Source organism: Waltera intestinalis, from assembly GCF_009695995.1.
Taxonomy (GTDB): domain Bacteria; phylum Bacillota; class Clostridia; order Lachnospirales; family Lachnospiraceae; genus Acetatifactor; species Acetatifactor intestinalis.
In genome coordinates, this window is the sequence record NZ_VUMU01000010.1 from 64,606 (window position 1) to 88,301 (window position 23,696).

Below are 23,696 nucleotides of genomic sequence, written 5' to 3' on the forward strand. Positions count from 1 at the left end.
TATTTTTTCTCCTTATATTTTAAACCTTCATTACAAAGTGCACACCGCATATAACGGTACATTTTTCATCCAACCCTGATCAATATATTTCTTTGCCGAAAAGCGGATAGCTGTCTGCGGATGATATTTTTCACAATAACATTTCAGACTCTGCGATTTCAGGTTTGTCTCCGCTTTTACTTCGATAGGAACAACATCTTTTCCCACTTGTATCATAAAATCCTGCTCAAAGGTTGCTTTTTCCGTTCCGTAATAATAAGGTGTATATTTTGTATCCGAAATAATCTGTTGTAATACGTATTGTTCAGTCAATGCACCTTTAAATTCAACAAAAATATCATTGCCCTCCAGAATACTCATGGCATCTAAATCACTCATTGCCCCTAGCAGTCCTACATCCAGTACAAACAGTTTATATACATTCATCTCTTTGTATGCAGCCAACGGTACATGTGGCTCATTGACACGATTTACCTTGTAAATCAGTCCGCAATCCAAGAGCCACTGTATCGCAATTTCAAAATCTGCACTTCTGGCACCTTTTTTTATCTGTCCGAAGAAAAACTTCTTGTTTTCCTTTGCCAGCTGTATCGGAATGGATTCCCATACCATACGAATTCTGGGAAGATCTTTGGCATCTATATGTTTACCAAAGTCTCCCCGGTACTGACGTACTATGTCTTTTTGTAACTCCCGAACACCGGTATAGTCCTTCTGCTCTCTGAAAAGATCAACTACTGCAGGCATTCCACCGGTATAATAATAGTTTTTTAGCCAAAATAGATATTTATCCGAAAAGTTGTCTATAATGGAAAAGTCCTTGCTGTCCAATGCCCCAGACAAAGCTTCTTCCCCCATGGCGCATAGAAATTCCCTAAAATTCAAAGGATAGAGGTCCAGCAGTTCCACCTTGCCTACCGGATAAGATACTCCCTGATGAATCGCTACTCCCAACAGGGATCCCGCTGCAAGAACATGATACTCCGGTGCATCTTCGCAGAAATACTTCAGAGATTCCAGGACTCTCGGTGCATCCTGAATTTCATCCAGAATGATCAACGTATCTCCGGGAGTAATTGTGACCCCTGTTTCGATATTAAGATTCATAAGAATTCTCTGAATGTCAAAATCCATTTCAAAGACGTCGCTCATTCTCTTATTATTATAAAAGGATACATATGCCACTTTGGGGAAAAATTGTCTTCCGAATTCCTTCATTAACCATGTTTTTCCCACCTGTCTTGCGCCCATGATAATCATGGGTTTTCTTTTTTCCTTTTCTTTCCAGCTTTGTAATTGTTCCATGGCAAATCTTTTCATTGGCGGCCTCCTTTCTTACATAATATAGTTTACCACATTTTTTTCGATCAAATCAATTATATATACAACATTTTTTCTGACCAATATTTTGTAGTTTACTACATTTTTTCCTATCAAAAAGGAACATTCCTCCGCTTAATGATATATAAAATTAAGGTAGAACAATTACATAGCCTAGATACCACCTCCGATTCAGGTAAATAAGTAATATTTCATAGGAACATCTTGACAATATGTTGTATTCAACATATTATAATATTAACAGAACGAGGAAAACTAATGTACGAAGTTCTTTTTTACGACACCATTGACGGAAAATGTCCCGTTCAGGATTTTTTGGATTCTCTCGAACCTAAAATATTAGCGAAAACCTTAAGGACTATTGATCTGTTGGAGACAAATGGTCCACTCTTACGTGAACCATACTCCAAACACATTCAAAATGGACTCTTTGAATTACGAACAAAACAAAGATCTGATATTACCAGGATTATGAGCGGAGGTATGGCAATGAGCAATTATAGGGCTTATAAGGAAAAAGCTTTACAAAATCCTGAGGTAAAAACCGAGTATGATGCTCTCCAGGCAGAATACGACATCATCCAATCATTAATTGATGCAAGAGCAAATCAAAATATTACACAAAAAGAGTTATCTCTTAAAACAGGAATTCCACAGGCTGACATAAGCAGAATAGAAAACGGTACCCGGAATCCCAGTTTGAGTACGCTGAAAAAGCTGGCTCAGGGACTGGGGATGCAATTAAGACTTGAATTTATTCCCGACTCCGCGAAAAAAGTATAAAAACAAATATAGCAAAAGATAATTAACGAATAGCAAAAATTCCTCCGGGGCATACTGGTTCCGGAGGAATTTTTATATGAAAGATCAGATCAAGTCTTACTTACAACGTTTAAATAATGGAGAAACTTTGGAAAGCGTCCAGGCAGATTTCGTCCGGGAATGTAAGGATGCAGATCCTGCCGAAATCATGCATGCCGAGCAGGAGCTGCTGCGGGAGGGTACTTCCATCGAAGAATTGCAGCGGCTCTGTGATGTGCATTCCGCCTTGTTCCATGGCTCCACCACAGAGGAAAAAATCGCCAATGTCGAAAACATGAAAGATCAGCGTCTCTCTGCTGCTGCCGCCCTGATCCAGATCTCCGGACATCCCATACAGACTTTTACGCTGGAAAATGCAGCACTGGAAAAGCTGATTGCCCGCGCGAAGCAGGCTCTGGAAAATGGAACAATGAATGACGGATTGTTAAATGAGCTGCGTCAGATCGCTATCCACTATGCCAGAAAAGGAGACTTACTTTATCCACATTTGAAGGTGCAATATGGGATCAGCGGTCCCTCTGCGGTCATGTGGACAGTGGATGATGAGATCCGAGATGAACTGAATGCCCTTGCAAAACAAAGAGACCAAAAAGAAACCGATGCATGGAAACAACGTTTGAACGCCGTATTGACCCGCATGGAAGAAATGATCTACAAGGAATCCAATATCCTCTTCCCCAACTGCGCACTGAATTTCTCGGAGGAGGAATGGTATCACATCTACCGGGATGCCAAAGATTATGCGGAATGCTTCGGTATCCGGGGTGACAGTTGGGAGGCTGCGGAAGCACATCTGGCCGACACTGCCTCTACGGCTGACACCATGTCTGCGGAACATGCTTTTACAGATAGCGAGACCAGAATCCACCTCCCCGGCGGCAGTCTGACCCTATCGCAGCTGACCGCCATGTTGAATACGATTCCTTTGGAGATCTCTTTCATAGATATCGATAATATCAATCGCTACTTCAACGAAGGTCCCAAGGTATTCAAGCGTCCCGGTATGGCATTGGGCCGGGAGGTCTTCACCTGTCACCCGCCTAAGATCGAAGAACGGGTTCGCCGCATTATCGGAGAATTCCGCGCAGGGAATCTGGACCAGGTACCGGTCTGGATAGACAAGGACGGCCGGACTTTCTTAGTGACTTATTATGCCGTCCGGGATAAGCAGGAGCAATATCTGGGAACGCTGGAACTGGTACAGGACATGGAGTTTGCAAAAGAGCACTTCCGCTAGGACAGTGCTCTTTTCTCTTCTTGTGCTTCCTCTACATAAATACGTGCGTTTTTCAGATTCCACCGGATCTCTTCTTCGGTAACAGCACGTTTTACTTTCCCGGGGTTGCCGATGACCAGTGAATTATCCGGAATTTCCACGTTCTGTGTCACCAGTGCTCCGGCACCGATGATGCAGTTTTTCCCGATCTTACAGCCATTCATTAGAATGGCTCCCATACCGACCATGGTATTATCGCCAATCTTACAGCCGTGGATGATCGCACCGTGTCCTATGGTCACATGGTCTCCGATCTCCACCGGATATCCGCTGCCCAGATGCACTACTGCATTGTCCTGAATATTGCTCTCTCTGCCGATGACAATGGAGTCCCGGTCGCCCCGGACCACCGCATTGTACCAGATTCCGCTGTTTTCTCCGATCGTCACATCTCCCAGCACCACCGCACCGGGAGCTATAAATGCTGTATCATGGATCTGCATATATTCTCTGCTCCTGTTCCTGTTTTGTTACAATTTCTTCCCTATAACATACAGTTTATCACATTTTTTCCTTTTACAGTCTTATGATTCCTTCCAGTGCAGTCTGTGCAATTCTCCATCCCTCTGCATGCTTTCAAATCCCTGCTGTCTAAGTGCCTCGTAGAGCACGATGGCTACGGAATTGGACAGATTCAGGGAACGGATCTCGGGAAGCATAGGGATACGGATGCAGGTCTCTTCATGCTCTACCAGAATCTCTTCCGGGATTCCGGCGCTCTCCTTGCCAAACATGATATAGTCGTCCGGTCCGAATTTCACATCGGTGTAGGTCTGGTGTGCTTTCGTGGTTGCCATCCAAATCTTCGCTCCGGGATGCATTTCCCGGAATTCCTGAAAATTCATATACCTGGTGACATCCAGATGCTGCCAGTAGTCCATACCAGCTCTCTTGATCTCTTTTTCATTTAAGCGGAAGCCTAACGGCTCGATCAGATGCAGGCTGGTGCCGGTAGCCACACAGGTTCTTCCGATATTTCCGGTGTTTGCCGGGATCTCCGGCTGATGTAATATAATATGCATATTTTTTCCTCTACAGCATAGTAACTATTCAGCGCCACTTACAACCTGTGGTTCCGAATAGTTACTTAGAATGCTTTATTTATTATTTTGTTCTGCTCTTAATTTCTCTATAAAATGTCCCAGTCTTCCGATGGCGGTCTTCAGCTTCTCCAGGGAGTACGCATAGGAGATTCTAAGATACCCCTCGCCACTGTCACCGAATGCGGTTCCGGGCACGGCAGCTACTTTTTCTTCCTCCAGGAATCTGGTGGCGAACTCTTCACTGGTCATGCCGAATTCCTTGATGCAGGGGAATACATAGAATGCACCGTAAGGTTCAAAGCACTCCAGCCCCATCTCACGGAACGCATTCATCAAAAAGCGTCTTCTCTGATTATACGCCGTACGCATCTCCTCGATGTCGGGATCTCCGTTTTTCAAAGCTTCCACTGCCGCATACTGGCTGGTGGTGGGAGCACACATGATGGCAAACTGATGGATCTTCGTCATCTGCTGAATAATGGCTGCGGGCCCACAACAATATCCCAGCCTCCATCCGGTCATGGCATACGCCTTGGAGAAACCGTTGATATAAACGGTTCTCTCCTTCATGCCGGGCAGGCTGATGATGGAAACATGCTTCTCTTTATAGGTAAGCTCTGAATAGATCTCATCGGACATGACAAAAATGTCATGCTCCTCAATGATCTTCGCAATAGCCTCGAGATCAGACTTTTCCATAATGGCTCCCGTAGGATTGTTGGGAAACGGAAGGATCAGTACCTTCGTCTTGTCCGTAATGGCTGCCTCCAGCTCCTCTGCTGTCAGGCGGAATTCATTCTCTGCCTTCAGGTCAATGGTCACCGGAGTCGCTCCTGCCAGGACCGCACAGGGTTCATAGGATACGTAGCTGGGCTGGGGGATCAGGACTTCATCTCCCGGATTGCACATGGCACGCAGCCCGATATCGATTGCCTCAGAGCCACCGACTGTCACCAGCACTTCATGCTGCCAGTCATAGGATACGCCCTGCTTTCTCCGGATCGTGTTGCAGATCTCCTGACGCAGATCCTTCAGACCTGCATTGGAGGTATAAAAGGTTCTTCCCTTTTCCAGGGAATAGATACCCTCGTCCCGGATGTGCCAGGGAGTATCAAAATCCGGTTCTCCCACACCCAGAGAGATGGCATCCTGCATCTCACTTACAATGTCAAAAAATTTGCGGATACCCGATGGCTTGATATCCACTACTTTATCTGCTAATGGATTTCTCATGGAGTGATCATCTCTCTTTCATCTTCTTTTTTCGTAGCAAATGCGGTTCCGTGATCCTTGTATTTCTTCAGGATAAAATGCGTTGCTGTACTCAGCACAGAATCCAGTGTGGACAGCTTATCAGATACAAAATTAGATACCTCCCGCAGGGTCTTACCCTCCAGAATGACCATCAGATCATACGCTCCGGACATCAGATATACGCTCCGGACCTCGGGATATTTGTAGATACGCTCTGCAATACTGTCAAAGCCCTGGCCTCTCTGGGGAGTTACACGTACCTCGATCAGCGCACTTACTTTTTCAATATCCGTCTTCTCCCAGTTGATCAGAGTATGATAACCACAGATGATCCCCTCTGCTTCCAGTGCTGCCAGTTCATTTACCACATCGATCTCTTCCACTCCCAGGATCACTGCCAGTTCCTTCAGATCGATCCTGCTGTTCTTCTCTATGATCGCTAATAATTCTTCTCTCATGCCACTATCTCCTTTATAACTTTTATATTGCATTTTCCCTTACATACGGGGTGGATTCAGAATTTTACACGCCTTTATAAATCTCATCTCTCTGAGGACGATCCATATAACGGACTTCGTCCTCGTTCAGGATCAGTCGTTCATTACTGTCTGTAAATCTCCCTACGATCACTGCCGGAATTCCCTCTGCCGCCAGTGCTTCCACCACTGCAGTTCCCTCCGGATTTGCAATGATCAGGCTGCCGCCGGATCTTAGTTCATACGGATTCACATTACAGAATTCACATACCTCCACTGTCTCCTGTCTGAGAGGAAGCTTCTTCATATCTATTGTCAGTCCAACACCTGCACCCTCTGCCATCTCCCACAGCGCTGCAAATACACCGCCCTCGGAGACATCATGCATGGTACAACCGCCGGACTTCACGGCGGTAGCGGCCTCCGGTAAAATAGAATAATACCGGTCAAACGCCGCTGCTTCTTCCACCAGATACGCCGGGTATCTCTCAAGAAGCTTTTCCCGGTTCCGGGTCGCCAGATCCGCGGTACCCTCCAGGCCGATCCACTTGGTAATAATGATATCCTGACCCGCCAGCTTTTTCCCTGCGGATGCCTGCGTCACTGCGGCTTCGCTCAGGATACCGTATCCCGTTGCCGTGGCAATCGGCTGTCTTACCGCAGAGCTTACTCTGGTCTGCCCGCCGATGATCTGGATATTCAGATCTGTGGCTGCTTTCTCCGCCTCTTCCATCAATGCCTTCAGCTCCGGCTCCTCCACCGTCTCCGGCAGGAAGATCACCAGCTCTGCCGCCACAGGCTCTGCGCCCGCCGCTGCCAGATTGTTTGCACACTTTTGGAAAATACGACGCATCGGCATCACGGACAGATCCTCTCTCTCCGCCTCTGCCAGGTCGTTCTCACACTGAAGTTCTACGACACCTTCCTGAACGCAGGTTACCATCTGTCCCTTGGAAAAAGGCGCAAAAACAGCGCAGTCTGCCCCCAGACCTGCGCTATCTGCTATTTCTGTCCTTTTATTTTTCAATTGTCTGAGAACGGAACGTTTCAGGACGTTCACGGGTACCTTGCCGCTGTTCATTGTCTCACCTTTAGTCGTCTACGATTTCTGTCTGCCCAGCAGCCGCTGCTGCTCTTGCGTTTAACGCTGCTGCCACATTTTTCACATGATCAATGTTCGCTGTACTGATAGCTGCCATGATCTCTTCATATGCCTGGGGATCCGAGGTAGCGGTTCCCACAGTAGCACTTCGGGGCACCATCTTATAAGTACTGCTGTTGACCTGCTCTCTGCTGACCTCTACACCGTTTTCCATCGTGATCTTCCACAGTCTTGCCTTATATCCGATATGCGCACTCTCGGTTACGATATAACCGATGGGCTGACCGGCATCAGCATAGATCTGATCCGCAGGGGGTGTGATCGTCTCCAGCACTTCACTTTCATAACGCACCGAATGTCCGGCAGCTCTGCTCTCCTTGCCATAGATGTTGAATGTGATCTGCTTGTCATGCGTATAGCCTTCTATGTAGATGGGTGCATCTGTATTGTTTACAAACTTAAAGTCTTTGCCGGAGCTCTCTGCGATCGCTGCATCTGCGGAAGGATCTACATAGCCTACGATCATGGAATGATTATAACGTTCCGTTACTTCCAGCTCCGCACGTAATACTGCATTGTACAGGGTCGTGGATACCTGGCAGATACCGCCGCCCAGACTGTCTACCACTTTTCCGCTGACATAAGAGCCCGCCATGTAATAGCCGTTCGCCACGGAAAAAGGAGATACCGTCTTATATGTAGAGAATTCTTCTCCCGGATACAGGGTCGTTCCGTTGATCAGACTGCAGCCATTCGCCACATTTGCACTTCTGGAGGATCCGGATGTCTTATAAGATGTGGTAAAGCTTCCCAGTACATCCGTTACCTGTGCCAGTTCCTCAGCACTTCCCTTCGGCTCATCCACTACGATTTCCAAAGGAATACTGCAGGCCTCATGATTCCACTCTTCTGTCAGATAGTCATATACCGCATCGATAGATTTCTCTACATCCAGCACATATCCGGTCTGACCTTCCACCACGGTAAATTTACCGCCGTCCCTCTTCAGAGAGACGTTGATGGCTTCCTGATCATACTTGGTGCATCTGGTCAGCAGATCGTTGATCGCCTGTAAGTCAAAATCCAGTTCAATGGGATATACGTAATTTTCATGCTGCAGATCCATCAGGGTCTTGTAACGCTCAATAACATTTCCATGTGTCCCCAGTTCCAACGCTTCCTGCACCAGTTCCGGATTCTTCCAGGTCACACCCAGATCTCCGGCTGTGGTGGTCACATCATGATCATTTGCCGCAAGCAGTGTGATCTCCACATCCTTCAGACTTTCGATATGTTCTTCGATAACCGCTGTTGCTTCCTGTGCCGTCATTCCGGACAGTTCCACATCCCCGGCATAAATTCCTGTCTTAATTGTATCATCTGTCTTGGCCTGCGCTGTCATTCCGAACAGCATCGTCAAAGTCAATAACAGAATGCCGTAAAATCCCTTACGATATTTTTTCATAATACTCCTCTACCCTTCCTTCGGGCACGTCTACTGTTCCATCCGCAGTTGAATTAGTAAAAAATAGATGTTATAGTAGGTACGATCATAGCAATCACAAGCAGCACAATGATAGCTGCGGAGATTCGCTGTTTTACTTTTTTATTATTCATATTAAACATGGTAAAACCTCCATAAATGCTTCAAAAATCACTTTTACTCTGAAAGGATATTATATATGAGTTTAAAGATTTTGGCAAGTTTAATCATACTGATTGCCGTAGTGGCACATGCTACCAAACGCCAACAGCGCATCGCGGAAAACAGGGAAAAAGAGTTCTGGGCCAGAGAGCGGAAAGCCAACTCCGTCCGCAAAAAGCCTCTGGATGATCTGGACTATGTAAAAATCCCCCTGGATAAGCTTCCCATGGATGCTCTTCCGGACAACGAAAGCGCCGAAGAATACCGTAGTCTCCTTACTTCTCTGTCTACACAGCCGATCGTAAATCTCACAGGCTTCACCAACACAGATCTGAAACTGGAATACGGCGCTGCGAACATTACACCGCTGTCCCAATACGATCAGAATTACACTGTATTAGTACGTACTCTGCAGCAATGGGCCGATCTGCTTCTGGATTCCGGTCTGACAGATGATGCGGAAACGGTTCTCGCGTATGCCGTCTCCATCGGCACCGACGTCAGCCATACTTACTATGCGCTGGCTAAAATCTATGCCGGCCGGAAGGAATATGACAAAATTGCCGATCTGATCCACCGTGCGGAAGGGCTGCGTTCCGCTTTGCGTAATTCTATCGTCCGTACTTTGCAAGAATCTTATCCGCAAGCCTGCTCGCCTCACTGCGGGTAAGCTTTTCCACATCGACCTCCAAAGTTATCTTATGCTGCTCTGCCAGACGATATAACCGCTCTTTTTGCGGTTTCGTCGCGGGCGTATCTCTTTTTACCTGAAAATGTAATGGCTGCGGCTCAAATAAATTATTCTTTGCCGATTTTCCGACTGCTTCTGTTGATGCCTGTCCACCGGTTTCCTCCCTGTAAAACAGTTCTATCAGCTTTCGGAACAACCGGTCCGTTGCTTTCGCATCCTCCAGAGCCCGGTGTGCATGATGCGGGATCTCATAATACTGACACAGATACCCCAGATTACGATGAGGCAGTTCCTGCAGATATTTCCGGGCAATCTGCAAAGTGTCCACCGCCGATCTCTCAAAAGTAATCTTCCGGTCCACTGCTGCTTTTTTCAAAAAAGAATAATCAAACAAAATGCTGTGTCCCAGCAACGGTAATTCTCCCATAAATTCCAATAATTTTGGGAAAACCTCATCCAGCTGAGGTGCATCCTCAAGGTCTTTGTTCCGGATTCCCGTAAGTTCTGTGATCCGTTCTTCCAATTTCCGCCCCGGATCCACAAACGTAGAAAATTCTTCCACAATCTGTCCCTGCTCCACACGGATTGCTCCGATCTCTATGATCCGATCTCTCTTGGGATTCAGTCCCGTGGTCTCCAAATCTATACTGACATAAGTGTCATACATACTATTCTCTTATCCTTCCGCAGTACTTCTGATATATTCTGACTGCATACCTCAATTTTTATGAACCGGTCTTCTCCTGTACTTATAATATTGGATTCGCGATCACTTGTACCTTAGCTTCATAATTGAGCGGATTCCGTTCCTGATAGTCAAACAGAACATAATGAGGTTGCGGATATCGGAACGGTTCCAAGTGTGTCATTCGGCTTAGCTGTTTCCAGTCATACTGATCATAGGCAGAAAGATAATGTCTCTCCTGCTCTTCTGTCTGGTAAAAACGGCGGATATCCTGTTTTTCCTCTTCCGTGATCTCTGCCGCAAACGCAGGCCTGCTCTTCAGGTTCTCCCGAAGGTACATATCATACGTCAGAAGTTCTCTGTAAATCTCACGGTTGGCCGGATCTTTCATCGCTGCGAACTCCAATAAGATCTGATACCGGTAAGCTCTGGCCGGACTGTTCGTAAAATATCCCTGTTCCTGATAATAATCCGCCAGTGCCTCATACATGGCAAACGGACCGGAAAATGCTTTTTCCAATACAGGCAGGGTATGAGTGAACTGGCCACTGTTATAATACAGCTCTACCATCTCTTCGATCCGTTTCAGTCTCCGGATCTCTCCATAGCTGATCCAGTTCGTATACAACACTTCATAGGGAGGCTGTTCCAGATAGCGAATTCCATACTCCTGTGCGTGCTCATGCATATCGGATCCCTTTAATACCTTCAGGAATCCTAACTGTAACTGCTCCGGCTGCATTGCATACACCCTGTCAAAGGATCTGCCGAAGCTCTCATAATCTTCATAAGGAAGACCCGCGATCAGATCCAGATGTTGATGAATATTCTGTCCTCTGTGAATGGCCGCTACAATTTTCTCCAGCCTGTCCACATTCATGACGCGGTGAATGGCTCTTATTGTCTCCGGATTCGTAGACTGTACCCCGATCTCCAGCTGTGCCAGTCCCGGACGGAAGCGGTTCAACAATGCAATCTCTTCTTCGCGCAAAATGTCCGCGGAAATCTCGAAATGGAAGTTGGTGACGCCATTGTCATGTTTGTAAATATACTCCCATATCTCCATGGCATGTTTGTGATCACAATTGAACGTCCGGTCAATGAACTTCACCTGTTTTACGTTTTGATCCAGAAAAAACTGCAGTTCTCTTTTTACGACATCTATGTCACGTAGTCTCACTTTCTTATCTATGGAGGACAGGCAATAGCTGCACCGGTAAGGGCATCCTCTGCTGGTCTCATAATAGATGATACGATTCGTAAAAGGCTCCATATCCTCATAGAGAAAAGGAAGCATAGTCAGATCCGTCAGTTCTCGTGGTGCCGTATAACCAGAGGCAAGACACAGGCCGGGGATCTGTCCAAAGCGCTCTGCCACAGACTTTCCTGCAACCGTTCCCGTTCGATCTGCTGCCTGCTGTTCTATGCTGTCAGGTTCGGGTTGCTGTTCGGACTGTCCGGTGCTTTCTGCTTCCCGCACATAGTGGTCCAGTACTTCCCGGAAGGTGACTTCTCCTTCTCCCACCATAATTCCGGTAACCTGAGGAAACTCTCTTAAAAGCCCCGGTCCATCATAAGTCACCTCCGGTCCTCCCAGCCAGATCTCCGTATCCGGCAGGATCTTCGGCAGTTCTGTCAGAAGTTCCCGGATCAGCTTCCAGTTCCAGATATAACAGGAAAATCCTATTACCTTGGGCTGACGCTTCCAGATCCCCTCCAGAATACTTTCCAGGGATTCATTGATGGTGAATTCCGCCAGTTCCACATAAGGCTGTAACTTTTCTCCCACACCGGCCCGCAGGCTGTAAATAGCGGGATTGGAATGTATGAATTTTGCATTAATAGCTGTTAATAAGAATTTCATGAGATTATTATACTAAGAAAAAAGAATTGTGTCACCACAATTCCTTTTCCTCTCAACAAATGTACAACAAACATTCAACAAAATTTGATCATAAGCTTTTAACAAAACGGTCGAACGCCTTTTGGCCTTCCTCAGTTCTCTTGTAGACACCGGCATCTTCCAATACCTGCATGAATACCAGACCGATCTCCTTCTCTACGATACCGTCGATGTTCTTAGCAGTGATGGCATCGTATTTCGGACGGAACTCGTCTACCCAGTCTGCATGCTTTGCCAGTTCCTCATCAGCTCTTAAGTCTTTACCGGCGAGGATTGCTTCCTTCAGATGCGCCATCTCGCCCTTCAGGCGGGCAGGCAGTACTGCCAGACCCATAACCTCGATCAGGCCGATATTCTCTTTTTTGATATGATGCAGCTTTGCATGGGGATGATAGACTCCCAGCGGATGCTCCTCTGTGGTGATATTGTTACGCAGCACCAGATCCAGTTCGAACTTGTCTCCTCTCTTTCTTGCAATGGGAGTGATGGTGTTATGAGGCTCGTTATCGGTGTAGGCATAGATAAATGCCTCTTCATCCGTATATTCTCTCCACTTGTTCAGGATTACATCTGCCAGTGCAATGATACGGTCAGTATCCGTACCGCTGAGACGGATGACAGACATGGGCCATGCCACGATACCGGCATCCACATCCTCGAAACCGGCTACGGAGAACGTTCTCTCTACCGGAGCTTTCGCCATGGCAAACTCGTAATGGCCACCCTGGAAATGATCGTGGCTTAAGATGGAGCCGCCTACGATGGGCAGATCCGCATTGGAACCCACAAAATAATGAGGGAACTGCTTTACGAAATCAAACAGCTTACAGAAGGTCGCATGCTCAATCTTCATAGGCACATGCTGAGAGTTAAATACGATGCAGTGCTCATTATAATATACATACGGAGAATACTGGAATCCCCACTGACTGCCGTTAATGGTCACCGGAATGATACGGTGGTTCTGACGGGCAGGATGGTTCACACGGCCTGCATAACCCTCATTTTCACGGCACAACAGGCATTTCGGATAACCGGACTGCTTTGCCAGCTTTGCTGCGGCGATAGCTTTAGGATCCTTCTCGGGCTTGGACAGGTTGATAGTAATATCCAGATCGCCATATTTGGTGGGAGCCACCCATTTCATATCCTTGCAGATACGATAGCGGCGGATATAGTCGGAATCTCTGCTTAATTTATAATAATAGTCGGTAGCTGCCTCAGGAGATACCTGCTCGTATAGTTCATGGAAATGACGGATCACTTCACTGGGTCTGGGCATCAGCATGCTCATGATCTTCGTATCGAAAAGATCGCGGTATACCACGCTGTTCTCCTTGAGAATGCCTTTTTCATAAGCGTAATCCAGCATGCCCTTCAGAACCTCTTCCAGTTCATCCTCGCGCATGGTCACATTGTCACGGTCTTCCAGCTCATCCAGTTCAAACAGCTCCAACAGACGGTTGGTGGTATAGATCACATCTTCCTCCGGAACCAGTCCTGTCTGTACTCCGTAGGATACTAATTTACGAATTAATACCTGAATATCCATTTTTTCTCCATTCTGCCGCAGGACCATTCGGACAGCTTCCGCGGCACTCACTTTCTGTTTGCGTAGGAACCTTACTTTTCTTACAGGGTCTGAGGGCCGTCACCGATCTCTACTACATAGAAATCAGCCGCATAGCCGATCTTTTCCTTGTATGCTTTGCCTACCTGCTCAATAAAGGTATCAATAGCTTCATCCTTTACAATGCTTACGGTACATCCGCCGAAGCCGGCACCGGTCATACGGGATCCAATGACACCGTCTACCTTCCATGCTTCCTCTACCAGAGTATCCAGCTCGATACCGGTTACTTCATAATCATCCCGCAGGGATACGTGGGATGCGTTCATCAGCTCGCCAAACAGCTTCACATCATTGTTCTTCAGCGCTTCTACCGCACGGATCGTTCTCTGGTTCTCATATACTGCATGCTTTGCACGCTTTCTGCGGACATCACTCTTGATAATAGCTTTGAACTTCTCGAAGGTCTCCTCATCCAGGTCGCCCAGCGTCTTGATCTTCACTACCTGCTGAAGCTCTGCCAGTGCAGTCTCACACTCGCTGCGGCGCTCATTGTACTTGGAATCTCCCAGGCCTCTCTTTTTATTACTGCATGCGATCACGATCTTCGCATTCTCCAGATGGATCGGTGCATACTCATACTCCAAAGTTGCAGTATCCAGGAAAATTGCGTTCTCTTTTTTACCCATGGCAATGGCAAACTGATCCATGATACCACAGTTTACCTTGTTGTATTTGTTCTCGGAGAACTGTCCGATCAGCGCAAGATCCTGGTTGGTCACGTCAAAGCCGAAGAAATCCCTCAGGATGTAGCCGGTCAGCACTTCTACGGAAGCGGAAGAAGAAAGTCCGGAACCGTTAGGGATATTACCGTTCAACAGCAGATCCATACCGGAAGTCACTTTCATGCCCTTCTCGCCGAAAGCCCAGATCACTCCCTTGGGATAATTGGTCCAATTCGCTTCCTTGCTGGGTACCAGGTCATCCAGAGAAGACTCGATCACACCCAGATGTTCGAAATTCATGGAATAGAAGCGCAACTTATTATCGTTTCTTTTTCTTGCCACACCGTAAGTACCAATGGTCAGTGCACAGGGAAATACATGTCCGCCGTTATAGTCGGTATGTTCACCGATCAGATTCACACGTCCCGGTGCAAAATAAGCCTTGGCACCTTCTGCATCTCCAAATACTTCTGCGAAAGTCTTCAGAATCGTCTCTTTCATTTTCATTTTCTGCTCCTATCTGCTTACAGTGTAAGCCCCATCCATTTATATGTTCTTACTCTTGTCGCTCCGGCTGATGCCGCGATACGAATTCTCTTGCTCTATGTTTTCATCATAATCGAAAAAAACAAATATTTCTACCTATTTTTGTTTTTCAGACCTGTCATTATGTTAAAAGCTACAAGCCATGCAAAAATAAAAAGAACCAACACCGTGAGAGCTTGCTCGTGAAGGTGTTGATTCTTTTTTATTTTTATACGGCGACAGCCGTACATGAAGCAGGTGCTTTAGCGCCTGCGAATGCGCATGGCGTAGCTTCTTGCAGCTAGCTCACAAAGGTGTATCTTTCTTTTTGTCTTTATACGGCGACAACCGTACATGAAGTAGACGCAGCGCGTCTACGAATGTGCATGGCGCAGTTCCCGGGCGTACTTTATTCCGCACTCTGTTTCCGATACTGTACCGGAGTCATATCATAAGCCTTTTTGAACAGGCGGTTAAAGTGCTCCACATTCTCGTAACCGACATTGGCTGCTATGGTCTCCACCGTCTGATTGGTCTCCTTCAAGAGCATTCTTGCCTTCTTCATGCGTTCTTCCCTTACAACCTCCTGGAAGGTCATGCCTGCCTTTTCCTTAATGTATTTGGACAAATACGGCTTGGAGAGATGGAAGGTATCTACCAGCATATCCAGTGTTACATCAACGTAGTTCTTCTGGATGAAACTGATGATCTCCACGATCCGCTCCTCTCTGCCGGAGGTAATATGCTGCTCTGCTGCCAGCTTGTTCACAGCGGATACCAATGCTGCGATGGAACTCTTGATGATATCTTCATCCACACCGACACCCCAGTAGACCTTACCGTCATGGACGATGCCTACATAGGTAGCTGCCTTAGAGTTGGAACCTCTGGAAATCGCATGCTCTTCGTAAACAGACAGTTCATAGGTAATACCGAAGTATGTCTTAATAGCATTGCTGACTGCGTCAAGACGTCCGTTACCCATGGTGGTAATGGTTCTGGAAGCGCCGCCCTGCTCGATGGTCACCTCTGCCTGAATGCCGTTCTCCTGCTTGAAGTGGCACTCCGGAACATTGAAGATGCTGCGGGGATAAATATAATTTTCCTCGAAGATCGCGTAGATCTCCTTGGGAAGTAATTCCTGATGACGTCTGTCGGAGATACCCTTTACCAGGTAGCCGACTTCTTCCTTCATGGCTGCAGGCAGTGAGAAACCAAACTGCTGTTTCAATACGAATGCTACGCCGCCCTTACCGGATACACTGTTGATACGGATAACATCGGATTCGTACTCTCTTCCCACATCCGCAGGATCGATAGGCAGATAGGGAATGTCCCAGCGCTTGCCGGTCCTGCCTTCCTTCTGCCATGCCATACCTTTACTGATGGCATCCTGATGGGAACCTGAAAATGCGGTAAATACCAGATCTCCCGCATAAGGAACTCTCTCATGCACCTTCATACCGGTGAAATTCTCATAAGCTTCACGGATCTCCATAATATGAGAGAAATCCAGTCCGCTGTCCACACCGTGGCACATCATGTTCAGTGCAACGGTTACCAGATCCACATTACCGGTACGTTCGCCATTGCCGAACAAAGTACCTTCCACACGATCTGCTCCGGCCAGTACGCCGAACTCCGCATCGCTGATACCGCAGCCTCTGTCGTTATGGGGATGTACGCTGAGTACTACATTATCACGATATTTCAAATGCTTGTGCATATATTCTACCTGACAGGCAAATACATGGGGCATTGCCACCTGTACGGTGGTAGGCAGATTGATGATAGCCTTGCGATCAGCGGTGGGTTTCCATACCTCCAGTACCGCATTGCAGACTTCCAGCGCATAATCCACCTCTGTCTGGGAAAAGCTCTCCGGACTGTACTCAAAGGTGAAGTTACCTTCGGTCTCATCTGCCAGATTCTTTAACATCCGGGCACCGTCTACCGCCAGCTTCTTAATAGCTTCCTTGTCCTTCTTAAATACCTGTTCTCTCTGCTCTACGGAAGTAGAATTATACAGATGGATCACTGCGTGGGGCGCACCCTTGACTGCTTCGAAGGTCTTGCGGATGATATGCTCTCTCGCCTGCGTCAATACCTGAATAGTCACATCCTCCGGGATCATGTCGCGCTCAATTAATGCACGGATAAAATTGTACTCCGTATCGGAGGAAGCGGGAAAACCAACCTCGATCTCCTTGAAACCGATCTTTACCAACATCTTGAAGAATTCCAGCTTATCTTCCAGACTCATGGGATCGATCAATGCCTGGTTGCCGTCTCTTAAGTCAACGCTGCACCAGATAGGGGGCTTGGTAATACTGTCCTTTTTTACCCAGTCGTAGGTCACCTCGGGGGGCATAAAATAAGTTTTCTGATATTTTGCTGCAATGTCTGCGCTGTTCATGGAAATCCTCCTGCCGTATGATTACTTTTTATTTTCAAAACCTGCTGTTTTTACTATTTTCACTTATCTGATTGCATTATCTTAACACTCATAATTTCTGTAAGCAAGATATATTCTTATCTTATTAATTGATGTATTTTAATGTGACATTTTTGTCATATACCTATAAATTCAAGAAAAAGGCTATTTTATTCAGTGATTATTCCTTTTTATTATTTGATTAAAATTTTCAATTGTATATATCATTTTTTGTTATATTTAAAACCATACTTTTAATTTTATAATGTTGTATAATTGATTAATTTTATTACTGTGTTTAAAATGTTTTTCACAAAAAAACAGATGTCCGTGTCGGGCATCTGTTTATAGTCTATTCTCCATTTATATCCTAAACGATTTCTTCGTACTGTATACTCTCGAAATCGTAACGCCCATTCGCATTCCGGGCTGTCAAATAATTTCCACTCTTTCAAAATACCGGATCAGGATATCCGCACAATTTTCGATTCCCAGTTTGGTGGTATCGAGGATCATATGATAATTATTCACATCACCCCACACTTTACCGGTATTTTCATAATAATAGTCGGCGCGCTCCGCATCATTTTTCTCAAGCATTTCTTTTGCCTCATCGTGGGGAAGGCTTTCCTTCTTCATGATACGTTCAATACGATCTTCCTTATCCGCGCACACATACACGTTAAATACATTCGGCTGATCCTTCAGGATCTCAGATGCACAGCGTCCCAGAATAATACAGGGATGTTCTGCCAGACCCTTAATGACCTCCGCTTCCGTAGCATAACTGTCACCATCCAGTTCATGCTCTATGTACGCCTTATCATATACCGGCACTCCCAGCTTCTCAGACAGCTCCTGTGCGATCAGACTGGCTCCTGTTCCGAATCTTCGGCTGATAGTAATTACAAGGTTCATCGTAAGCACCTCCTTTGTAAGGTACACTCATTTTATGATAAAGACTCTGAATTTGCAAGAGGGATGTTTTCTGCAGTTATTATCTCTCTTCTCTGAAGTACGCCAGTCCCAGACTTGCGGGGGGCTGATTCTCTCTCTTGCTCCGCATACTGGTAATGACCAGTACCAGTAAGGTCACGACATAAGGGATCATCTTATACAGCTCCTGGTACTCCATATGCTCGATACCGGTGGGCAGATACAGATACAGAATATACAGACCACCGAACAGGAAAGAAGCAAATACGCTGATATTCGGTCTCCAGATAGTGAAGATGACCAGTGCAATGGCAAGCCAGCCTCTGTCACCGAACGCATCGTTGGACCAGACACCGCAGGCATAATCCATTACATAGTACAGTCCGCCCAGACCTGCGATCATACATCCCACGCAGGTAGCGATGTATTTGTACCGGGATACGTTGATACCGGCTGCATCTGCGGTATTGGGACCCTCACCGACTGCTCTTAAGTGCAGTCCGGTTCTGGTATGACTCAGAACATACGATGCCGCAAACGCAATGATCACTGCCAAATAAGCCAGGAATCCATAGGATAAAAACAGCTTACCAAACCAGCCAAATTTTCCCGCAAAAGGAAGCGACTTACTGAAATAACTGCTGGTAGCAGACAGTGCAATGGAAGGTACATCACTGTTTACCAGCTTGATCAGGGATCCGCCGAAGAAGTTACCGAAGCCAACACCGAAGGTGGTCATTGCCAGACCGGTCACGTTCTGGTTCGCCCGCAGGGTGACAGTCAGGAAGCAGTACAGCAATCCCATCAACAGGGATCCTAACAAGCAGCAGAGCATCGGAATCGCAATGGCAAGAAACCCATTCATGTTCGCCGCGTCTCCTGCTGATCTCTCATAGAAGAAAGATCCGATGACACCACAGATACCTCCCACATACATGACGCCGGGGATTCCCAGATTCAGATTACCGGACTTCTCCGTGATGATCTCACCGGTACTCCCGTATAACAGAGGAATTCCCTGTACGATTGCTCTCGGAATAAATGCAAGTAAAAATGACCACATGCTTACTGTTCCTCCTTTTCTGCTTTTTTACGGAACTGCAGTCTGTAAGTAATGAAGAACTCACAGCCGATGATAAAGAACAGGATAATACCTGTCAGAATATCGGAATAAGAATGATTCAATCCGAAATTGGTAGAGATCTCACTGGCTCCGCGATTCATGAATATGATCAGGAAGCTGGAGAATACCATGGTCAGAGGATTGAACTTGGACATCCAGGATACCAGTACAGCGGTAAATCCCTGTCCACCTGCAATCGTGGTAGTCACAGTATGATTGATGCCTCCTACCAGAAGCAGGCCTACCAGTCCGCAGAGAGCACCGGACAACAGCATGGTACGGATAATGACTTTTTCTACCTTGATACCCACATATTTTGCAGTATTTTCGCTCTCACCCACAACAGAGATCTCATATCCCTGCTTACTGTAGTTCAAATATACATACATAAATATCGTGATCACTACTGCCACTACAATACTTAACAGATATTTGGAACCGAAGATCTGCGGTAGCCAGCCCACATTGGTGTTCTGGTTGATGATACCGATCTTACCGGATCCCTTGGGAACCTCCCATACTATCGTATAAAATGCCACCAACTGAGTAGCTATGTAGTTCATCATCAGCGTAGACAGCGTCTCATTGGTATTCCATTTCGCCTTGAAAAATGCGGGAATGAAGCCCCAGATGGCTCCTGCTGCCAGACTTGCCACGATCATGCACAGGATCACAACTGCGTTCGGAAGCTTATCTCCCAGACAGATCATACTGGCTGCTGCTACCAGCCCACCGATCAGCACCTGTCCCTCACCGCCGATATTCCAGAATTTCATCTTAAATGCCGGAGTCAATGCCAATGCGATCAAAAGCAGGATCGCTATATTCTGAAAAGTGACCCAGGTCTTGCGGACGGATCCGAAAGCACCCAGAACGATGGACTGATATACCTGTAAAGGATTGATTCCCGTGGTGATCGTCGTAATGATACCGCACAGGATCAGTGCCAGCAGGATTGCCAAAAATCGAATACCCAGAGATTTATACCAGGGAAGCGCATCTCTTTTTACGATATGAAACAAAGGCTCTTTATTCTTTTCCTTCATGTTCTTTGCCTCCTACTCTGGTCATCAGCATACCGACCTCATTTTTGTCTGTCTTTCTCGCATCCAGAATACCGCTCACTTCTCCGCCGCACAATACCATGATACGGTCGGACAGCTCCATCAGCACATCCAGATCCTCACCTACGAAAATCACGGCAACGCCCTTTTTCTTCTGTTCATTGATCAGGTCATATATAGTATACGAAGAATTAATATCCAGTCCACGTACCGCATAAGCCGTCAACAGTACGGTAGGTGCAGACGCAATCTCTCTTCCAACGAGAACCTTCTGTACATTACCACCGGACAATCTGCGTACCGGAGTGGTGATACCCGGGGTTACAACCTCCAGATTTTCTACCACATCAGTTGCAAGCTGTTTGGAAGGCTTTCGGTTCGTAAACGGTGTATGTCCCTGTCGGAAGGAACGTAACATCATATTATCGGTTAGATCCATATTGCCTACCAGGCCCATGCCAAGACGATCCTCCGGTACAAAAGAAAGTGATACACCCATCTCTGCGATCTTCAACGGATCCTTGCCGATCAGCATTTCCTTACTTCCATCATCTTCCACATAACTGATCGTGCCGGCTTCTGTTACCTGCAGACCTGCAATGGCTTCCAAAAGCTCCTTCTGTCCACAGCCGGAGATACCGGCGATTCCCAGGATCTCACCACTGTTGGCGGTAAAGGAGACGTCCTTGAGCTTAACGATACCTTCTTCGTTACGTACAGTCAGTCCCTGTACTTCGATACGGGGCTTCGGATTCACAGGTTCCGGTCTGACAATATTCAAAGTAACCGCATGTCCCACCATCATATTGGTCATTTCCGTAACGGTGGTATCCTTTGTCAGCATGCTTCCAAAATACTGACCGTTACGAAGCACAGCCACCCTGTCGGACAGAGATTCCACTTCATGCATTTTATGGGTAATAATGACAATAGCCTTGCCGTCATCTCTCATTTTCCGGAGAACGTTAAAGAGCTTCTCTGTCTCCTGCGGTGTCAGTACAGCGGTAGGCTCATCCAGGATCAGTATATCCGCACCACGATACAGCACCTTTACAATCTCTACGGTCTGCTTCTGGGATACCGTCATATCATAGATTTTCTGCTTCGGATCTACTTCAAAACCGTATTTGTCACAGATCTCCTCTATTTTACGGGAAGCCTCCTTGATATTAAGCCTGCCTTCCAGACCCAGGATGATATTCTCGGTAGCGGAAAGTACATCGATCAGCTTAAAATGCTGATGCACCATACCGATTCCCAGCCGTAACGCATCCTTGGGGGATTTGATGACCTCTTCCTTACCGTTAATAAAGATCTGTCCCTCATCCGGAAAATAAATACCGGAGAGCATATTCATCAGTGTCGTCTTACCGCTGCCGTTTTCCCCAAGCAGTGATAATATCTCACCCTTATAGATATCCAGATTTACCTTATCATTGGCAATCACGGATCCAAAAGTCTTGGTAATGTTTTTCATCGAAACCGCAGCTACTTTTGTCTCTTTTTCCATCCTAGTCACCTTTCCAATTTATCCACGACCTGCAATTTTCAGGTCTTCTAATACCTGGCATAAGCACACTGGCCGCCCCTTTTCTACCTCATCCATCCACAACAAACAAAAGATCCATAAGGTAGAAAAAGGGCGGCGCGGCGATAAACGCTGCGCCGTCCGGGCTATTTCAATAAGTCAATTAATACTGCTCATCCAACAGGTTGATTCCATCAATTCTTACATTAAAGTAAGGAGCGGAACGGAATGCAACATCGGACTCATGGAAGTATCCGTCACTTACTACCTCATGGTCGGGAGTATAATCAGGATCGGTATCGATATCAGCTTCATAGCTGTCCAGGGTCTTGCCGTCTACAGTAAAGGTGGTGATATCATATACATGAGTCTTGCCTGCGATCAGATCAGCCTTTGCAGCTTCTACTGCTTCTGCGGTACCTTCTGCTACAGCAGCACCAAGATCGCTCAGCTCTACAGAGCCGGTCTCCAGAGTACCACACCAATCGGTATTGATAGGAGTTCCATCTGCTACACATTTAATAGCATACTCAAAGTAAGGCTCCCAGTTAACTCTGGAAGATACCAGGAAGGTATTGGGGCAGGCTGCCTCAGTGCTTCCGTTGTAAGATACATTGGGAACACCTGCGGTCTCACATGCGGTAGGCGCACCCATGGAGTCTGCATGCTGGCTGATCAGTACACATCCGCCCTCGATCAGCTTGTTAGCTGCTTCCTTCTCAGCGGTCTCATCGTACCAGGAACCGGTAAAGGTTACATCCATGGTAACGCTGGGGCATACGGAACGAGCGCCCAGGAAGAAGGATGTATAACCGGACATAACTTCTGCATAAGTATAAGCACCTACATAACCCATCTTAGCCTGATCCTCGGTAATATCACCATTAGCGATCATCTCATTCAGCTTCATGCCTGCAACGATACCTGCAAGGTAACGACCATCATAGATGGAAGCAAATGCATTGTGGAAGTTGTCCAGACCCTCGGTATGAGCCTTGGTTCCTGTTGCATGGCTGAACTGAACATCGGGATACTCCTTAGCAGCCTCGATGATGTAGTCCTCATGTCCAAAGCTGTCTGCAAAAATGAAATTACAGCCTGCATCAGCAAGCTCACAAGCTGCTTCATAAGCTTCCTGTCCTTCAGGAATGTTGGTCTTGGTCATGTACTCAATGCCAAGCTTCTCACAAGCTGCCTTTGCTCCGTTCAGGAAGTTCAGATCATAAGTAGAGTTCTCATCATGCAGGAAAATAAAACCTGCCTTTACACCACTGACAGCTTCGCCAGCTGCTTCAGTAGTAGCTGCTGCCTCAGTAGTAGCTGCAACAGTTGCAGCATCTGTGCCGGTGGTAGCTGCGTTATTGGATCCGCATCCTGCCAGAGCAGTAACTGCGAGAGCCATAGCTGCGAGTAAACTTACGACTTTCTTTTTCATAATTCTCCTCTTTCTGCGCTGCTGCTTAGTTACAGATCCATGTAGCAGCGCGGGCACAGATCTGCAGATAAACCGGTGAGTCAACACAAAAAGGGGGTATGACACCTTCATACGACCC

20 protein-coding genes are annotated in these 23,696 nt (G+C 46.7%); 3 read left to right on the forward strand and 17 right to left on the reverse strand.

The features are described 5' to 3' along the window. Positions 1 to 30: 30 nt before the first annotated feature. Entirely contained in the window at positions 31 to 1,320 is a 1,290-nt protein-coding gene (locus FYJ59_RS09180) for an ATP-binding protein (RefSeq protein ID WP_154496575.1), read from the reverse strand. Positions 1,321 to 1,599: 279 nt separating this feature from the next. Here FYJ59_RS09180 and FYJ59_RS14545 point away from each other — a divergent pair, with 279 nt between their 5' ends. Together FYJ59_RS14545 and FYJ59_RS09195 are read left to right on the forward strand one after the other, a co-directional pair. Beyond that, complete coding sequence (locus tag FYJ59_RS14545) at positions 1,600 to 2,124, forward strand: helix-turn-helix domain-containing protein (RefSeq protein ID WP_331464303.1); 525 nt, start codon at positions 1,600 to 1,602, stop codon at positions 2,122 to 2,124. A 76-nt stretch (positions 2,125 to 2,200) separates the two neighbouring features. Next, the gene (locus FYJ59_RS09195) at positions 2,201 to 3,400 is read left to right on the forward strand and encodes a DUF438 domain-containing protein (protein ID WP_154496576.1); all 1,200 of its coding nucleotides are present in this window, start codon (positions 2,201 to 2,203) and stop codon (positions 3,398 to 3,400) included. Here the strand turns inward: FYJ59_RS09195 and FYJ59_RS09200 are convergent. The 6 genes from FYJ59_RS09200 to FYJ59_RS09225 all read right to left on the reverse strand — a co-directional run bounded on the left by FYJ59_RS09200 (position 3,397) and on the right by FYJ59_RS09225 (position 8,779). Further along, positions 3,397 to 3,882 (reverse strand): gamma carbonic anhydrase family protein, encoded by a 486-nt coding sequence (locus FYJ59_RS09200; protein ID WP_154496577.1) that lies wholly within the window; start codon positions 3,880 to 3,882, stop codon positions 3,397 to 3,399. The two genes, FYJ59_RS09195 and FYJ59_RS09200, sit on opposite strands and share 4 nt — an antisense overlap. A gap of 81 nt (positions 3,883 to 3,963) precedes the next feature. Next, a complete protein-coding gene (locus FYJ59_RS09205; RefSeq protein WP_154496578.1) occupies positions 3,964 to 4,461 on the reverse strand; it encodes a tRNA (cytidine(34)-2'-O)-methyltransferase in 498 nt (165 codons plus the stop codon). 75 nt (positions 4,462 to 4,536) lie between these two features. Beyond that, a complete protein-coding gene (locus FYJ59_RS09210; RefSeq protein ID WP_154496579.1) occupies positions 4,537 to 5,715 on the reverse strand; it encodes an aminotransferase class I/II-fold pyridoxal phosphate-dependent enzyme in 1,179 nt (392 codons plus the stop codon). Further along, the gene (locus FYJ59_RS09215; protein WP_022153616.1) at positions 5,712 to 6,194 is read right to left on the reverse strand and encodes an Lrp/AsnC family transcriptional regulator; all 483 of its coding nucleotides are present in this window, start codon (positions 6,192 to 6,194) and stop codon (positions 5,712 to 5,714) included. The genes FYJ59_RS09210 and FYJ59_RS09215 overlap by 4 nt, the downstream gene beginning before the upstream one ends. Before the next feature lie 64 nt (positions 6,195 to 6,258). After that, positions 6,259 to 7,293, reverse strand: a complete 1,035-nt coding sequence (locus FYJ59_RS09220) for an AIR synthase-related protein (protein ID WP_154496580.1) — start codon at positions 7,291 to 7,293, stop codon at positions 6,259 to 6,261. 10 nt (positions 7,294 to 7,303) lie between these two features. Beyond that, positions 7,304 to 8,779: a VanW family protein gene (locus tag FYJ59_RS09225; protein ID WP_154496581.1), complete on the reverse strand. Its 1,476-nt coding sequence runs from the start codon at positions 8,777 to 8,779 to the stop codon at positions 7,304 to 7,306. A 217-nt stretch (positions 8,780 to 8,996) separates the two neighbouring features. Between FYJ59_RS09225 and FYJ59_RS09230 the strand changes: the two genes are divergently transcribed. Further along, positions 8,997 to 9,629: a tetratricopeptide repeat protein gene (locus tag FYJ59_RS09230; RefSeq protein ID WP_154496582.1), complete on the forward strand. Its 633-nt coding sequence runs from the start codon at positions 8,997 to 8,999 to the stop codon at positions 9,627 to 9,629. On the opposite strand, the gene FYJ59_RS09235 is transcribed toward FYJ59_RS09230, so the two are convergent. The 10 genes from FYJ59_RS09235 to FYJ59_RS09280 form a co-directional block, all read right to left on the reverse strand. Continuing rightward, positions 9,571 to 10,317 carry a 3'-5' exonuclease gene (locus FYJ59_RS09235; RefSeq protein WP_154496583.1) on the reverse strand — a complete coding sequence of 249 codons (747 nt, stop codon included), beginning with the start codon at positions 10,315 to 10,317 and terminating at the stop codon, positions 9,571 to 9,573. The genes FYJ59_RS09230 and FYJ59_RS09235 overlap by 59 nt on opposite strands. Before the next feature lie 82 nt (positions 10,318 to 10,399). Continuing rightward, on the reverse strand, positions 10,400 to 12,199 hold the full coding sequence (locus FYJ59_RS09240; protein WP_154496584.1) for a B12-binding domain-containing radical SAM protein: 1,800 nt from the start codon (positions 12,197 to 12,199) through the stop codon (positions 10,400 to 10,402). Between the two features lie 88 nt (positions 12,200 to 12,287). Next, positions 12,288 to 13,790 (reverse strand): UDP-glucose--hexose-1-phosphate uridylyltransferase, encoded by a 1,503-nt coding sequence (gene galT / locus FYJ59_RS09245; RefSeq protein ID WP_154496585.1) that lies wholly within the window; start codon positions 13,788 to 13,790, stop codon positions 12,288 to 12,290. An 80-nt stretch (positions 13,791 to 13,870) separates the two neighbouring features. Then, entirely contained in the window at positions 13,871 to 15,034 is a 1,164-nt protein-coding gene (locus FYJ59_RS09250) for a galactokinase (RefSeq protein WP_118550730.1), read from the reverse strand. A 433-nt stretch (positions 15,035 to 15,467) separates the two neighbouring features. Then, complete coding sequence (locus FYJ59_RS09255) at positions 15,468 to 17,474, reverse strand: 2-isopropylmalate synthase (protein ID WP_154496586.1); 2,007 nt, start codon at positions 17,472 to 17,474, stop codon at positions 15,468 to 15,470. Positions 17,475 to 17,924: 450 nt separating this feature from the next. Beyond that, positions 17,925 to 18,410 (reverse strand): cytidylate kinase-like family protein, encoded by a 486-nt coding sequence (locus FYJ59_RS09260; RefSeq protein ID WP_154496587.1) that lies wholly within the window; start codon positions 18,408 to 18,410, stop codon positions 17,925 to 17,927. A gap of 79 nt (positions 18,411 to 18,489) precedes the next feature. Further along, positions 18,490 to 19,491, reverse strand: coding sequence for an ABC transporter permease (locus tag FYJ59_RS09265; RefSeq protein WP_154496588.1), 1,002 nt, complete (start codon positions 19,489 to 19,491; stop codon positions 18,490 to 18,492). Positions 19,492 to 19,493: 2 nt separating this feature from the next. After that, positions 19,494 to 20,597 carry an ABC transporter permease gene (locus FYJ59_RS09270; protein ID WP_154496589.1) on the reverse strand — a complete coding sequence of 368 codons (1,104 nt, stop codon included), beginning with the start codon at positions 20,595 to 20,597 and terminating at the stop codon, positions 19,494 to 19,496. Then, positions 20,581 to 22,125 carry an ABC transporter ATP-binding protein gene (locus FYJ59_RS09275; protein WP_154496590.1) on the reverse strand — a complete coding sequence of 515 codons (1,545 nt, stop codon included), beginning with the start codon at positions 22,123 to 22,125 and terminating at the stop codon, positions 20,581 to 20,583. The genes FYJ59_RS09270 and FYJ59_RS09275 overlap by 17 nt, the downstream gene beginning before the upstream one ends. 181 nt (positions 22,126 to 22,306) lie before the next feature. Continuing rightward, entirely contained in the window at positions 22,307 to 23,578 is a 1,272-nt protein-coding gene (locus FYJ59_RS09280) for a BMP family ABC transporter substrate-binding protein (protein WP_154496591.1), read from the reverse strand. Positions 23,579 to 23,696 lie beyond the last annotated feature (118 nt).